This window comes from Sphingorhabdus sp. EL138, from assembly GCF_900258045.1.
In the GTDB taxonomy this organism is placed as follows: domain Bacteria; phylum Pseudomonadota; class Alphaproteobacteria; order Sphingomonadales; family Sphingomonadaceae; genus Parasphingorhabdus.
In genome coordinates, this window is sequence record NZ_OGVD01000001.1 from 18459 (window position 1) to 34174 (window position 15716).

At 47.4% G+C, this 15716-nt stretch carries 17 protein-coding genes and 1 pseudogene; 17 read left to right on the forward strand and 1 reads right to left on the reverse strand.

Translation table 11 applies throughout. From position 1 onward, the window contains the following. Positions 1 to 635 precede the first annotated feature (635 nt). Entirely contained in the window at positions 636 to 1334 is a 699-nt protein-coding gene (locus DK507_RS00100; RefSeq protein ID WP_109353974.1) for a type 1 glutamine amidotransferase domain-containing protein, read from the forward strand. 153 nt (positions 1335 to 1487) lie between these two features. After that, on the forward strand, positions 1488 to 2480 hold the full coding sequence (locus DK507_RS00105; RefSeq protein WP_109353976.1) for an MBL fold metallo-hydrolase: 993 nt from the start codon (positions 1488 to 1490) through the stop codon (positions 2478 to 2480). 171 nt (positions 2481 to 2651) lie between these two features. On the opposite strand, the gene DK507_RS17725 is transcribed toward DK507_RS00105, so the two are convergent. Next, a complete protein-coding gene (locus tag DK507_RS17725) occupies positions 2652 to 2822 on the reverse strand; it encodes a hypothetical protein (RefSeq protein WP_162558811.1) in 171 nt (56 codons plus the stop codon). Between the two features lie 796 nt (positions 2823 to 3618). Between DK507_RS17725 and DK507_RS00110 the strand changes: the two genes are divergently transcribed. The 15 genes and pseudogenes from DK507_RS00110 (at position 3619) to DK507_RS00185 (ending at position 15714) form a co-directional block, all read left to right on the forward strand. Next, positions 3619 to 3906, forward strand: coding sequence for a DUF2282 domain-containing protein (locus tag DK507_RS00110; RefSeq protein ID WP_109353977.1), 288 nt, complete (start codon positions 3619 to 3621; stop codon positions 3904 to 3906). A 151-nt stretch (positions 3907 to 4057) separates the two neighbouring features. Continuing rightward, positions 4058 to 4129: pseudogene (locus DK507_RS18175) on the forward strand (hypothetical protein); the annotation flags it as partial. 181 nt (positions 4130 to 4310) lie between these two features. Continuing rightward, complete coding sequence (dps, locus tag DK507_RS00120; protein WP_109353978.1) at positions 4311 to 4790, forward strand: DNA starvation/stationary phase protection protein Dps; 480 nt, start codon at positions 4311 to 4313, stop codon at positions 4788 to 4790. 47 nt (positions 4791 to 4837) lie between these two features. After that, a complete protein-coding gene (locus DK507_RS00125) occupies positions 4838 to 5305 on the forward strand; it encodes a DUF4437 domain-containing protein (protein WP_109353979.1) in 468 nt (155 codons plus the stop codon). A 519-nt stretch (positions 5306 to 5824) separates the two neighbouring features. Further along, positions 5825 to 7183 carry an alpha/beta fold hydrolase gene (locus DK507_RS00135; RefSeq protein ID WP_216822304.1) on the forward strand — a complete coding sequence of 453 codons (1359 nt, stop codon included), beginning with the start codon at positions 5825 to 5827 and terminating at the stop codon, positions 7181 to 7183. A gap of 23 nt (positions 7184 to 7206) precedes the next feature. Then, entirely contained in the window at positions 7207 to 7884 is a 678-nt protein-coding gene (locus DK507_RS00140; RefSeq protein ID WP_109353984.1) for a cupin domain-containing protein, read from the forward strand. Positions 7885 to 8226: 342 nt separating this feature from the next. Continuing rightward, positions 8227 to 8661 (forward strand): helix-turn-helix domain-containing protein, encoded by a 435-nt coding sequence (locus DK507_RS00145; RefSeq protein WP_162558812.1) that lies wholly within the window; start codon positions 8227 to 8229, stop codon positions 8659 to 8661. A gap of 222 nt (positions 8662 to 8883) precedes the next feature. Continuing rightward, a complete protein-coding gene (locus DK507_RS00150; protein WP_216822305.1) occupies positions 8884 to 9702 on the forward strand; it encodes a cysteine hydrolase in 819 nt (272 codons plus the stop codon). A 521-nt stretch (positions 9703 to 10223) separates the two neighbouring features. After that, complete coding sequence (locus DK507_RS00155; protein ID WP_109353988.1) at positions 10224 to 10685, forward strand: Lrp/AsnC family transcriptional regulator; 462 nt, start codon at positions 10224 to 10226, stop codon at positions 10683 to 10685. Positions 10686 to 10946: 261 nt separating this feature from the next. Further along, entirely contained in the window at positions 10947 to 11612 is a 666-nt protein-coding gene (locus DK507_RS00160) for a lytic transglycosylase domain-containing protein (RefSeq protein ID WP_109353989.1), read from the forward strand. Between the two features lie 14 nt (positions 11613 to 11626). Next, entirely contained in the window at positions 11627 to 11974 is a 348-nt protein-coding gene (locus DK507_RS00165) for a TrbC/VirB2 family protein (RefSeq protein WP_254054208.1), read from the forward strand. A 5-nt stretch (positions 11975 to 11979) separates the two neighbouring features. After that, positions 11980 to 12324, forward strand: coding sequence for a type IV secretion system protein VirB3 (locus tag DK507_RS00170; RefSeq protein ID WP_109353990.1), 345 nt, complete (start codon positions 11980 to 11982; stop codon positions 12322 to 12324). Continuing rightward, complete coding sequence (locus tag DK507_RS00175) at positions 12317 to 14710, forward strand: VirB4 family type IV secretion/conjugal transfer ATPase (RefSeq protein WP_109353991.1); 2394 nt, start codon at positions 12317 to 12319, stop codon at positions 14708 to 14710. The genes DK507_RS00170 and DK507_RS00175 overlap by 8 nt, the downstream gene beginning before the upstream one ends. A gap of 39 nt (positions 14711 to 14749) precedes the next feature. Continuing rightward, positions 14750 to 15454, forward strand: coding sequence for a type IV secretion system protein (locus DK507_RS00180; protein WP_109353992.1), 705 nt, complete (start codon positions 14750 to 14752; stop codon positions 15452 to 15454). Positions 15455 to 15504: 50 nt separating this feature from the next. Next, positions 15505 to 15714 (forward strand): hypothetical protein, encoded by a 210-nt coding sequence (locus DK507_RS00185; RefSeq protein ID WP_162558813.1) that lies wholly within the window; start codon positions 15505 to 15507, stop codon positions 15712 to 15714. Positions 15715 to 15716: the final 2 nt, after the last annotated feature.

Sequence of the window (15716 nt, forward strand, 5' to 3'; positions counted from 1 at the left end):
CAGCAAGTTTCCAATCAGGCTAAGCCTCGTCAAGTAAAAGTGGCTGAAACGGGTCGGTTAATAATCACTGCTGGATTGTTTCTATCCATTAAGCATTTAGCCAAATTAGGAATAGTACAGCTCGTGCGTATTTCAAAGTTTTAAACAAAGATAAAGTCTTGAAAATGAAGCGAAATCACACCGTATATCTATCGGGTTTGCTGGGGCTTATCTTAAGCGCCTTAATCCAATTTCACGCTCCTATACGTGAATACCGCGTTATGCCTCCGCCTCTCGTGGATGGACATCAGGTTGCTCCTATTAGCCCCCAACAAAACCGAACTGAGAGATCCAATGCTCCCAACCGTAATATCGATAATGCACGACGAGATCGAAATAGCGAAAATAACATTCCAAAACACTTCTAGTTCCAGCGCAATGATTATCGCCATCATAGCGGACCTTGTAATCAAAATTTCTCAAAGGGTGTTTAGGTGACACAATTAACGCACTCCGAACAATATTATTCAAGAGCAAGTATTTGATACAACTAACAACACCTTGAAATACCTCTAATTGGAGAAGCTTTATCATGGTATTCAGCATCTACGGAATCCCCCAATAGATGTCGGAACATTAAAGAAAGAAGAAACGCCATGACAACAGGAAACGATCAGAAACGAATTTTGTTAGTAATGTCCTCTGTAGACGAAATGGGTATTAGCGGTAAGCAGACGGGAACCTGGTTTACCGAATTAGCTGCGCCATATTATATTTTAACCGAAGCCGGTTACGAAGTAGTATTTGCTTCTCACGACGGCGGAAATGTACCCATTGACCTCCTTAGTATGAAAGCTCCATATACCACAGAATATACCGAACGCTTCTCAAACGACCCTGTCGCCCTATATGCTGCACAAAAAACCCGCAAGCTTTCCAATGTTGATCATGACACATTCGATGCTCTGTTCTTCCCCGGCGGATATGGGTTGTTGTGGGATCTGGTATCAAGTTCTCATGCCATTAAAATGATTCGTGAATTTTACGAATCCGAAAGGCCAATTGCAATGGTCTGTCACGGGCCGGCTATTCTAAGAGATGTTAAAAAGTCTGACGGTGAATATCTGGTTAAAGGCCTCAATCTCACGGGCTTCAAAAATGACGAAGACAGTGAAATTGAACTTTTGCATCATCTTCTCTTTTCGTTGGAAGATGAGTTAAAAGCGCGCGGCGCCAACTATGTTAGTATTACCAATTGGGAACCGCATGTTGTTGAGGATGGGCCACTTTTGACCGGTCAAAGCCCGGCATCTGCAGTACCTCTTGCGCAGGCACTTTCTAAACGCCTCAGTTAGAAAAATACTGTTAGCGCCGGATCTTTGAAATGACATCCGGCGACGATAGCAATACCCATTCCGTATTACCGCATGCGGATTCGAAATCTCTAAAGCATGAGAAGGTTGGTAGATTTCTCAAATCACCAATCAACAGATAAGAAAGAGCATCTCATGAAATTAACAGCAGAGCAAAGCTTGATTGAAGTTGACCATATCGAAATTTTGGTTTTGATTGACAATCAAACAGACAGCCTTTCGAGCACGCCGGATAATTTCCGGTCAGAGTGGAGCAACCTACATAAGGCAGGAATGAGTCAGTTAAGTGGCAGCTGCCAATGTTGCGCTAATCACGGGCTTGCACTTTTGGTAAAGGCTTATTCAGGCGATAAAGCCCACACAGTGCTATTTGATGCAGGTCCAGTTGACTTTGCAGTGGAGTATAATTCTACTCGTTTAGGTGCGCGATTGGAAGAGGTTGAAGCCGTTGTACTTTCGCATGGCCATTGGGACCATGCTGGCGGTTTGTTACAAGCTCTCGATCTTATACAGGCTGCTGAAGAAAAACCTGAACTGCCGGTATATTTGCATCCTGAAATGTTTCGTCAAAGAGCTCTGCCTATGCCAAATGAAGGGCTCCTTCCAATCAAAGATATCCCGAATCCACAAGATATTGAACACCATCACGGAACGCCGGTTATTACTGATCAATCCGCAGCCTTTCTAGACAACATGTTTTATGTCAGTGGAGAAATCCCTAGGATTACATCCTATGAACAAGGATTCCCAGGGCACATGCGCAGATCAGTGGATGGTACCGAATGGGAACCTGACCCTTTGATTATGGACGAGCGCTATTTTGCGGTAAATGTGCGCGGGAAAGGATTAGTGGTATTTTCGGCATGCTCCCACGCGGGCATCGTAAACGTCATGCATGCTGCACGGAATGATTTTCCAGATTCTAGTCTTCATGCGTTAATGGGCGGCTTTCATTTGTCAGGCGGAAACGAAAAGATCATTGAACAAACCGTCGACGATTTTGGTCAATTTGATGTAGACCTAATCTTGCCTGGACATTGCACGGGTTGGCGCGCCGTCAATAGTCTGGAGCAGGAATTTGGAGACAAGGTCGTCCCGACAGCCGTCGGAATGTCGATAACGATCTAGAGTCCAAAGTCCCATGTTCCATATTTTGCTTCCGCAGAATAAAATTACTTCGTCGACCTTCACTAACAGCACACTCTCTGCCAACGCCACAATTCTAGGATTTCAATTGGAAAATTATATTGTACTTTATTCGATCGACCCATTGCCATCCTTATATTGAAAGGACCTACCTCAATCTCTCACGTCAATATTGGTCGGGCGTAAATGGTGCCTATTGGTCAAGGACAATGTTTGATCGAATTCGCCAATTGCGCCAGTCAACATCAATGCTGCCAGCGCCTCACAGCGCAGAACACCGCCAAAGCCATCCGACAACAGAAAATCCGTCACTAATAGGGACATTTCATTATATCCGTTAAATGGTCCATTATTATGTATTGGACCATCCAATAAAATTTTTGGAGAAAGTTAGTCAACGAATCGATCCTTAAATGGCGGATCGAAGCCCACGTATAGCATTTCACCGATACGCTCCGCTTGGTAAGTTACATCAACCCCTTCAGGCATAAAAACCACAGCTTTTTCGTCAACACTAAAAGAATGAGGTTTTAATCTCAGGTTCTTCCATGACCTCGAGACGGAGTAAGATTGATAAAAATGGCATCATATGTTGTTACCATTTCAACTTCGACATCTCTCTGCTCCGACCACCAACCGAACAAGAAACCATCACCTTCCCATCGCCTAGAGGATGATTGATTGGCCGTCTCTTTCTTCATTGCAGACTTCTCAACCCTCAAATATTATCAGGTCCTCAGTTTGATATCCCATTCTTCTGCGCTAAGTTAACATAACTAACAAATTAGCAAACTACCAACTGAGAGGTTAGCTGTGCGGATTTAGTCCAGAAACTCGGCATCCTCCGATCATACAGTCAATCCAGATTAGAAATTCACTATCATCAACCATTCAGAACTGACGCCTTACGAAAACTTAGATACTATCTCCTTCAGTTCAAATCTGAAACTCACTGGAATTCAAAAAGTGAACTTTTTGTAATCCGCTCTCCGTAATCTAATAAAGCCGTTGAATTTTGGAATAAAGCGTTCTGGAAACAAGCTAACTACAAATGATGTCAATGGACATCGGTCCATTGACTAAGCCTAGCTTCATTCAATTCTAATTTAAGGAAATATAGATGAACAACTCCAAGACTATCACCGCACTTGCTGCCACACTTGCTGCTACGGCGGCCTTGTCGCTAACTTCAAATGTGGCTCATGCTGCCGGCGCAAAAGAAAAATGCTTCGGTATCTCGCTCGCCGGAAAAAATGACTGTGCTGCTGGACCTGGTACGAGTTGCGCTGGCACCTCTACGATAAATTATCAGGGTAACGCTTGGACTTACACAAACAAGGGTAGCTGCGTAGCCAAAGGCGGGACTTTGAAAGCTCACAAAGGAAACGCAAAACCAATTCCAAAATGAGCCATCGGCAATGCCTGCTATCGACAAAATAGCAGGCATTGTCTTTCTCTCAACTCGATATCTGCTGCAAAATTGAATCTGCTTCTCTAGATTTTAAAACCAACACATGAGCATTTGAACAAACTGATCTGATTTCCGCTATGATGCGGGTTTTTCCTCTCAATCTCACATGACGGATTTGTTTCGAGAGATTTTGGGCACAACGCCATCAAAATACCGCTAATACTCAAGAAGAGTTGTACCTAAAATGACACCCGGAAACGAGTGCGCAACTGTCTTTCAGAGCATGGCAAGATTACAATAACCACGGCATTCTAAAAGCATCATTAAGCAGGAAGCGTAAACAAAACGCAATCAAACAAAAAGTGCTTTCAAAAATGACTTTGTCAAAGTGGAGATATCGGATGTACAAAACAAATAACACTCTTTCTCATAATATCAGAACGGCTTCGATCGAACTTTTGCAGGAACGGTTATTTGACGGATGCGATCTGATGACACAAACAAAACAAGCGCATTGGAATGTCAAAGGCCCGAACTTCATTGCTTTGCACGAGCTATTTGATCGAATACACTCTCAAGTAGACGGTTATGTTGACCTCATTGCGGAACGTATCGTGGCGCTCGGTGGTCAAGCAAATGGCACTGTCCGCAGTGCTGCTGAATTTTCGTCATTGCCCGAATATCCTCTCGGCTCACAGGAGCAAGTAGATCATGTCGAAAGCTTGTCTAATGCTTTGGCAGTCTTTGGAGACAAGATCCGTCATGCGATTGATGTAGCCGCCGATATGGACGACCAGAATTCGTCCGATATATTTACCGAAATTTCTCGCGGGATAGATAAATCTTTATGGTTTGTCGAAGCCCATAACCAGCAAAACTGAGTCTAAGCACGCGAGTTCCATAACAGCCCAGTAAAAAGGATCGTAGAATGAAAATGCAAAAAATCGCCATCGCCGCTACCGCCATCTGTCTTCTTACGGCAAGTGGAGCCAGTTTGTTGGCTAAATCAGTTAAGCCATCAGAAATCAAGGTAACGGACCGAGTTATACCCGAAGAACAGCGACAATTTGACCCAGGCTTTCCAGGCAATGATGCTATTACATTTGCTGTTGCTTATGGTGATCGTTCCACTGGTGCTCATGGTACTTATGGGAGTTTTCCAGCCAATTTTGAAACGCCTGAACATACCCACACCCATGATTATCGTGCGATTGTGTTGAAAGGTCAGATGACGAACCCTTTTCAAGGGGATAAAAATGCTCCGATACTGAACCCCGGTTCATATTGGGAAGTACCTGCAGGAAGCGTCCATACAACTGCCTGCGTATCCGATACGCCATGCGAGTTTTACATGTACGGTGATCATTCATTCGATTTCAAGCCTACCAAGAATTGACGGTTCGCGCCAAGCATCAATAGCCTTTCGATAATGTTGTGATTCTAAGCCTTTGCTACGGCATCGATGTTCACAAGCCAGTATTATCAGCAACCCTCAAGTGATTATGAAGGTATCCACAAATGATCCGAAAACAAATTGGAGATAGAACAAGATCATTCTCAAACCAGCAGATTAAGCCTTTGTCGATGTATTGCGCGGCAGTCTGAACTTGGCATCCAACGTTTTACGCGTTCAAGAAATGTGAATGGCAACAATCTGAAATTCATATAATCCAGAATAAAAATAAAAGATTATCGATCATATAACCCTTCAGAGCAGATAATTGAAAAAGGACAACTTGATTGCACAGTCCAGATTTTGAAATCTCTCTATAGGCGACCAAAATATCTCCCTCCGATGCTTCTTGGTCGTCCAATATGGGCAGATGTCCCCCACCCCCGTACATCTGCCCATTTCCACTCTCTAGGAAGAAGCCAACGCGACCGAATAATTACTATGTAATCTGAAACGCAAGGGATGCGCAGATCCAAAGTTTCGGCTTACTCACGCTTCCGTACGGCCATTCCCATTCAAGGCGAACCTCACCACTATCGCAAGAATCTGGAATTTCCATTTATTGGAATAATCCCATCAATTCCGCAGTTATCACTGAACAATTCTAAACTACGCCAGAAAGGTAAAATTGATGGAGTTGAAAGTAAAAAGCAATTTCACAATATCGAAGCACTGCCTTCTGTCAGCGACGGCTTCCATATTGACTGCTTTGAAGCTCCTGCGGTTATCATTAACTGGCACCTTGGAGACTTCGCTATTAGATATTCAGAATCTGTTCTTGTTTCCGAAGCAATGGCTGTCGGAAGGGACCAACTGTCACTCAATCAATCGATCATAAATTTTGAAAGGAAGATGATGAATTTTTATAAAACATTGATAAATTTGCGCAGTATGACCGCCGCAATATTGCTAGCGACAATCAGCGCAGTTCAACCAGCCCAAGCAGCCGATGTAAACTATGGTTATGAGGATATAGAAGGCACGCGAGTGTTTTTCCGCGAGGCAGGCGATCCGTCCAATCCAGCGATTGTCTTGTTGCACGGTTTCCCAAGCTCATCGCATCAATATCGCAATCTGATCCGCGAATTGAGTGACAAATATTATCTTATTGCCCCGGATTACCCGGGTTTTGGGGCCAGTGATTATCCATCCGCTAGCGAATACAAGTATAATTTCGATAATTTTGCTAAAACTATTAATAGCTTTTTGGAACAGAAAGGTATCGCAAAATATTCGCTGTTCATTCAAGATTATGGCTCCCCTGTTGGTATGCGTATAGCCACAAAACACCCTGAACGCGTACAGGCACTAATCGTACAAAACGGCAATATATATGAAGAAGGATTGGCAAAGGAAGCATGGGGTCCAATCATGAAATTGTGGGAGGTAGGCCGCGGCAATACGGAATTGGAAACGGCTATTGCTTCACAAGTGTTCGGCCTTGATGGTCTGAAGTGGCAGTACACACACGGCACCCGCAATCCTGATAATATTTTGCCCGATAACTGGTTACTTGATTTTCAAAGCCTCTCACGTCCGGGCCAACACGATATTCAGTTGGGATTGTTCTATGACTATCGCAACAACGTAGCCAAATATCCTGAATGGCAGGCTTATTTGAGAAAGCATCAGCCTTCTGTTCTAATTGTTTGGGCAAAAAATGATGCGTTTTTCCCGGTTCCTGGCGCCGAAGGTTTCAAGCGCGATGTCAAAGATCTTGATTACAATATCTTGGATACCGGACATTTTGCTCTTGAAGAGGACAGCAAATTGATAGCATCGAAAATTCGCGCGTTCCTAGACAAACGCGGCATCAAATAACCGATGAGATAAAGGAGAGAATAATGGAGCTCAATGCAGATTTTACAGCCCGTGCGCGTGTATTCAATCGAAGCAATGCGTGGCAAAGCTCTCCGTCAGCAGGTGTTGATCGTAAAATGTTGGATCGTATCGGGGATGAAGTAGCGCGTGCGACAACCATTGTTCGATACGCTCCAAATAGCCATTTTCCAAGGCATACCCATACAGGCGGAGAAGAGTTTATTGTGCTTGATGGTGTTTTTCAGGATGAACATGGCGATTTCCCGGCCGGTTCCTATATTCGAAACCCGCCAACCTCTTCGCACAGACCCGGATCAAAACCGGGCTGCACAATTTTTGTTAAGCTATGGCAATTTGACATGGAGGACAGGAACTCTGTGAAACTTCATATGGATGACATCGTATCGATTGACGATGTTAGCAGAAATGGCGTTTCCAGCGGTATGCTGCACAAAGATGACCGTGAAACGGTTGTTCGCGAAATATGGCAGCCTGATATTGAGGCAATGGTCGATACCAATGGCGGTGCAGAAATCTTGATTCTATCGGGTTCGGTGACGGAAAACGAAGAAAAATTTGGCGTACATGACTGGCTTCGTTTGCCCGATGGGTATGAAGGTAAACTGACAGCGGGCCTGAGTGGAGCCACTCTCTGGGTAAAATACGGTAATCTTCGCTTTGCTACGCCTCCGGCAATCTGATGCAAGATGTGGATTCTAGAAATATAGTCATCGTTGGCGCCGGTTTGAGCGGTTTGGCCGCAGTCAAAGAATTATCGTAAATTGGCTCTGCTGTTACAATAGTCGAAGCACGAGACCGGGTTGGTGGCAGAGAACCATCGGAACGCTAACGAGAGAGGCACTTTTTTAACCAGCCCCGACAAACTCTTTTGCGTTGATCTGGATCGTTCTTGCAGGCTCGTTGTGCTCAGCTTCAAGTGAGTTTCGAATTTTTCCGATATTCCGGTTTGGGATAAGATAGGTGTTCAAATATTTAGAGACTTTCTAATATTCGAAACCAGCGTGCGATTTTGCGGTGAACAATTGGCATCAACAGCATTTTCAACAGCATCGATAGAATCTGTATTGGTGGAAGCTGCAGCGCTACTTATTTTCAATGCATTACGAGTGATAAGCCAACGCGCTGAATCTTCCATCCCGATTACAAATTCAACGAAACAAGAAAAATTACGCAAAACGGTTGGTCGGATTGAAGATAATTTGGGAGAGCATATATCATTGAAAGGACCGTCATCAATTACCGGTCTTTCAGAGTGGCATTATCTTCGTCAATTTAAAGAACTTTTCGGTCGTTCTCCGCATCAATATGTTCAAGAACGTAGACTAACGAAATCTCAACGTCTGTTGCGCGAAACAATGTTGCAAATTTGTCAAATTTCTTTTGAATACCTCTTCTCTTCACAATCTCATATGACAACCGCCTTTGAGAAACATTTTGGCATCACGCCGAAAGTATAGAGAGATAGTCAAAAAATCTCTGTGTTTCAGGAAGAAAATGACAAATTGAAACTTAATCGAATTTCATTGCAGAGCAATAGATGATCAAAGCCTCGCGGAGGCTATGGAAGAAACGCCGAGATAACAAAATTTCGATAAGTCTGGTTATTTGAAATCTATTGGCATGCGATGCCATTAACAAATCACATTCCTCCTAATCAAGGTATCTGAAAAGGAAATATCATGATGAATTTGAACAACCGCAAACTGACAAAGAAACTGCTGGTAGCGTCGATAGTTACGGTGTTTTCGCTGTCGACCAGTATAAGCTCCGTCCTCGCACAAGACATTCAAGTGGCAACGGCTACGACACCTCCAGTGAATGATGGTCTACCTGATCCTGGTTTCACGATTGATACTGCAACAACTGCAATCGTCATCACCGATCCTCAGGTTGATTTTCTTTCACCGCAAGGTGTGACCTGGGGTGTTGTAGGGAAAAGTGTTACCGATAATGGCACTGTTGAGAATTTGGAGAAGCTCTTCAAAGTGGCTCAAACAGTTGACATGCCAGTATTTGTCTCCCCGCATTATTATTTCAAACATGATCACAAATGGAAGTTTGAAGGTGCACTCGAGCAGCTTATGCACTCCATTGGCATGTTCGATCGTAAAGGTCAGCTGTCGCTGGAAGGGTTTGAAGGATCTGGAGCGGATTGGCTGCCTCAATATAAGCCATATATCAACAATGGTAAAACCGTCGTCACCAGCCCGCATAAAGTCTATGGACCGGAAACCAATGATCTCGTGCTGCAGCTGCGTAAAGCCGGTATCTCAAAAATTATCCTCGCTGGAATGTCCTCCAACCTGTGTACAGAATCGCACATGCGCGAACTAGTTGAGCAAGGCTTTGAAGTGCAAGTTGTCACCGACGCAACAGCCGGTGCAATAACCGAACATTATAACGGATATGAAGCCTCACTCGTCAACTTCCGCTTCATAGCAAGTCATATCGACAATACCGAAAATACCGTCACGGCCATTCAAAGCGCCTATCGGTAAACCGTTTTCAGCGCCTACAACCGTTTGCGTTTTAATATGCGGCCCGGCCCTCTCCTCCTCCCTAACGGCCGGGTCGCATGTAAATCAATGCCTTGATTGTGATTTGACAGGGTTTGACTCTGAAAATTCACTCGCCAGGTAAGTTATCTCATTGCCGCGCTAGCAAATTAAGGCTTCCTACAAAAATAATGAAATCACATGTAGTGTTATGGCAAAAACAATTTAACGTTCTTTGAAATCGGAAAGTGAATTTCACCCCCTCTCGGCAATATTCAAGACGTTGCAGAAACCTTCAACACAAGAAAGTTAATTATACCTTCGTAGAATTTTTCAATTCGTCAAAAATGACAGTTTTGGTCAACCAAATACTTCCGTGAGCTCATAAGCAATTGAATCTTTGCTATTGAATGAGTTCATATTCATTACAATTTCCAATTTAAATGGAGATAAATAAGGCAAAATCAAACAGTCGCCTTAGTAATCCTAAGGCCTAGCTGGGTAATTCCAAATAGAAGTCCAATATGAACCGAAGCCGCTATGTTATCCGGCCCCTCGACAAAATTGATCGAGCAATAATAGCCGCTTTGACCGAAAACGGTCGAATGACCATACGAGAACTTGCAGCAAAAATCGGCCTCTCAAGCCCAAGTATCAAAGAACGCATCCACAAAATGGAAGATGCGGGCGCGATACAGGGTTTCACAATCGTAGTCGACCCGACGGTATTCGGGCTCTGTGTGGCTGCACACATACGAATGCGGGCCATGCCAGGCGAAGTCAAGAGAGTGGCGCAGATGCTCATCGACCTTCCCGAGGTAGTCGAGGCAGATCGTGTAACTGGAGAAGATTGCTTTATGGCAAAAGTGATCGTCAGTGACGTACAAGAGCTCCAATCTGTTGTTGATCAGTTTTTGCCATTCTCATCAACTGACACAGCGATTGTTCAATCGACCACGATCGTTAGACGCCTTCCCCGATTGTAAGGCATCCTATTCTGACGTGAATCGTTCAAAGTAGTTAGCAGATTAGAATCGGAGGGCAAAACTCCCCGCAGTTTTCGACAAGTAAGTCAAATCGACTAAAATTTGTTTCTAAACCTATATCTGAAATATTGCAGAATGAACTATATTTCATTCAACAATTGCAAATTTTTGTTCTTGTTCAAAATAGCAGTTTGGAATCTATACAATGAAACCCCTAAAGTATTTCATATTCCATTATAGAACAGAAAACCTCGTTTTATAATGTCCTATTCTGCTGCTGCCATCGCGACACTGGCATTACAATGCGCGCCCTCAGTAGCACCCGATACGGTTCTGGCGATTGTTCATACCGAAAGCCGGGGTCACGTCTTCGCCCTGAACGTCAATGGCGGACGGCAACCGCGCCGCCAGTCCAGCGCAGCAGAAGCAGCAGCCACCGCGAAACGCTATGTAGCCGCAGGATATTCAGTTGATCTCGGTCTTGGCCAAATCAACTCGCGCAATATGCGTTGGCTTGGTTTGACCTGGGAGACGGTCTTTGATCCCTGCATCAATATCGCAGCGTTGGGCAAAGTCATGACCAGTAATTACAATGCGGCAAAAACCGGACGCGATCCACAAACTGCCCTTCGCGTCGCCCTCTCGATGTATAACACCGGAAGCCAGTCTCGCGGGTTTCGCAACGGATATGTTGCAAAGGTCGTCGGCAACGCTGGAATCACCGATTTGCAAGTGTCTTACACTACGCCGGCATCGCAGCCAATCGCGGAAACAAGCAGTGCTCTTCGTGCGGATATCTTCGCTGAAAATGCGGTGCGTCAACCGAAGGCTCGCCCTGCTCCGCCCCCGCGCTGGAACCTCTTTGAGCGTGCAGCTTACGATCACGAAACCAGAAAACTCGCAGAGAATGAAAGGGGCAGCAGATGAGCATCATACTTAAGATGGCGCAGAGCGTTCGCGCAAGGCGGACATTTTGCGCATCAAAATTCAATTTGTATCGAAGCAATCGGCAAAGCGGGATTATGTGGAGCATAGCACTGATATCCGCACTGCTAATTTCGATTACGCTGCCTGAGCCTGCCTACGCACAAAATTTGGAAAGCTTTGCAAGCAATGTGCGTGGCCTTTTATCATCGACGCTTCTTCGCACGCTGGCAGTGATCGCCGTAATTGTAACCGGCCTACTCTGGTTTACAGGGCGCGCTTCTACTGCTGTTCTGGTGACGGTTATTATTGGCATCGCCATAGTCTTTTCGGCGGATTCCATAGTTGGCCTCATTGCGGGTTGAAGGCGATGAACGATGAAACCGAAATTCTGACAAAGAACACGCTATTCCTCGCGGTGACGCGCCCAGCGCTCTGGGCGGGGATTCCAATTGAAGCGGCGGTGTTGCTGTTAATCGCCAGCGCATCGGTACTGATTCAAAGCAATAGCCCGCTCTATGCTGGATTGATCGCGGCTTTTGGCTATTCAATTTCGCGACTGATCGTGCGGCATGATGTCAACGCGTTTCGCCTGCTGTTCCTTTGGGGCCGGACGAAAGCTGGCAATCGGAACCGCAGTTTCTGGGGCGGCAGCAGCTATTCGCCGCTGCCTCTGACGGGCTTGCGCCGCAAAGGCTTTGGCCGTCATGGGTAGATTGCTCGCCTCCAATAATACTGTGCCGCTCAAAATAGCGCAGCGCGAGGCAACCCCTGAAAAGTATCTGCCCTATGCTCGCCATATAAACGAGGAAATGGTGGCGCTCGATTCTGGCGACATCATGTTGACTTTCGAACTAACGGGCCGTGCCTTCGAGACGTCCGATGTTCGTGATCTCAACGACTGGCATACGAAATTGAACGGGCTGCTGCGGAACTTGCATGATGAGCGGTTATCGGTGTGGACCCATCTTATCAGGATGCGCGTGGATCAATATCCCGGTGGGGCATTCCAATCTGGTTTCGCCGCCGATCTGGACCGCGCCTATTTTGGCCGCATCAACCGGGAGCGGATGTTCATCAATCGCTTCTTTGTCGGCCTTGTCATTCGCCCTGCTGCAACTGGAAGCGACAAAATCATCCAGATCTTCAAACGGAAGGTTTCAAAGCAAGCAGAAAAAGATCCGCTGATTGACGAGGCACTGGTCGAATTGCTCGACGACAAGGCTCGTGACTTTGAAAAGCTCATGGCGCGCTGTCAGCCGCGCCGCTGCGGGATATACACACACCGCGGATTGATGTTTTCCGAAGCGATGGAAGTCGCTGATATGGTAATGACCGGACGCCATGTCCGTGTTCCCGTGGTTCGCGGCCATCTGGGCGGCGCGCTTTACCGCGCGCGGACGATTTTCGGCGCGGAAACTATCGAGGTTCGCGGTGCCGACACATCTGCCTTTGGCGGAATTTTCGGAATCCGAGAATATCCCGCACAAACCACCCCGCGCCAGTTTGAAGCCTTGCTGTCAGTCGATTTCGGGTTCGTGCTGACACAGTCTTTCACATTCCTTGGGCGGGCCGCAGCAACCGAGAAATTCCGCCTGCGCATGACGCAAATGGAAAATTCAGGCGACCGCGCGGTCAGCCAGGCTGATGCGCTGATTGATGCAAGCGACGATCTGATGTCAAATCGTTTTGTTTTGGGCGATCACCATTTCACGCTCGCCGTTTATGGGACAAACATACGCGCCTTACGCGATCATATGTCTGTGGCGCGAGCGGCGCTTGCCGATACTGGGATGGTCGCAGCACGAGAAGGTGCTGCGCTTGAAGCCGCCTATTGGTCGCAGCTTGTCGGCAATTTCGCGTGGCGCGCCCGGCCTGCGCCTATCACATCACTCAATTTCGCTGCCTTCTCACCCTTTCATACTTTTCCGGCGGGACAAGCGAGCGGCAATCATTGGGGTGATGCAATAGCGCTTCTCAAAACCAGCGCGCGCAGCCCCTATTTCTTCAATTTCCATAAAGGCGATCTGGGTCACACGCTGATCATTGGTCCTTCCGGCGGCGGCAAGACCGTGCTGCTCAACTTTCTGATGGCACAAGCGGAAAAGACCGGCGCGCGGCAGATTTTCATCGACAAAGATCGCGGCGCACAGATTTTCGTGCAAGCAAGCGGTGGCACTTATCTCGCATTGCATAATGGCATCTCCACCGGCTTCTCCCCGCTGAAGGCACTGACTGACTGCGCCCCGGATAAGAACTTTCTCTCGCTATTCATCCGCCAATTGGTCCGCGCTGACGGCAAGCCTATCTCGGTACAGGAAGAACGACGTATTGAGGACGGCATAAATGCGGTCATGAAGCTGCCCGTCGCTGACCGCTCGCTAAGCGCACTTCGCTCGATGCTCGGCATGAAGGATGCTAGCGGCGTTGGCGCGAGGTTAGAAAAATGGACGTCGGAAGGCTCGCTAGGCTGGGTGTTCGACAATCCCGATGACAGCATGACGCTCGACTCCAGGTTCATCGGTTTCGACATGACCGACTTCCTCGACAACGCCGATATCCGTACGCCCGTCATGCTGTATCTCTTTCACCGGATCGACCAGCTCCTAACCGGCGAGCGGATGATTATCTGCATTGATGAATTCTGGAAAGCGCTGGGCGATGAAGCCTTCCGGCGCTTCGCCCAGGATGGCCTAAAAACTTACCGGAAGCGCAATGCCCTTATGGTGTTCGCGACACAGTCACCAGCAGACGCGCTTAAAAGCGATATAAGCCATTCGATCCTCGAACAGGTCGCAACCAAGATCATGCTGCCCAATCCCTTTGGTGCTCGCCGCGATTATGTCGACGGGTTTGCGCTGTCCGAAGCCGAATTCAAACTCGTGCGCGAAGACCTCTCGCCTGAAAGCCACAAGTTTCTGGTCAAGCAGGGCCATGACAGCGTGGTGGTCGAACTCGATCTGAGCGGTCTTGATGACGCGCTGGCGGTCCTGTCGGGCCGCGCCGAAACCACAGCCCAAGTCGATGAAATCATTGCCGAGGTAGGCAGCGACCCTGCCACCTGGCTTCCCCTCTTCCATAGCCGGAGGCGTCCCAGCTGAGTCCAACAACGGCGCTGAACCACGAAGAAAGGTAAAATCATGAAGAAATTGACACAGATACTATGTGCAACACTGCTTTTCGCAGCCCCCGTGCCCGCATTTGCCCAAGGCATAGCGGTCCATGACAGCGCCAGCCTGATCCAGCAAATCAACACGGTCAGGCAAACCATACAAATGGTCCAGCAAGGCAAGGAGCAAATTGCCGAAGCTAAAAAGCTCTATGAGGATTTAAACAAGCTCACCGATATTCCGGCATTGGCCCAGCAGCTCAAAACCGATGCGCTACGCGAACTCGACACATCAAACGGTTCCCTCGAAGGGTTCGGAACTGGCGATCTCAATGTTGTTGGCGCAGGGCGCGCAAAGGCTGATGAAGTCTATCGCGGACTTCTGGACCGGCTTGGCCTTGCAGGCTCGGAGCAGTCGCGCGCGGCCTTTGATCTGGGTGCGCGTAACATTGGTATCAATGCCGGCCTTGCAGAAAATGTCGGCGCTGCTGTTACATCACGGTCGCAGGGACTGGACCAATTACGCAGCAGATTGGCTACCGCATCCACGGCCAAGGAAGTAGCTGATCTGACCGCGCGGTTGCAATTGGAATCTGCCGCCATGCAGAACGACCAGCTGCGCTTGCAAGCCATCGCCCTACAACAAAAAGCACAGGAACGCGCTCGCGCTGCCGAGGGCCAAGCTGCCTTGGCACAAAAGCTTGATGAAGCAAGCCTCTACTACCGGGGGCAATGACCATGCGGGCTGCACGCCTAACGATCCTACTATTGCTCGCGGGGTGCGGCGTGTCTGAGACTTCGAACGGGACGGACAGCGATATGCCAGCCAGAAGTTGGAAATATTATGCTGCCCACCCTGCCGAGATCGAGCCAATGCAGGAAATTTGTCGCCGATGGGCAGGTTCGAATGCCCCGGTGAGCGAACAGCCTGCCGTGATTACGACCAACTGCCGTGCAGCAGCATTCGCCAAGTCACAGCTTCAACTGACCCAATAGAA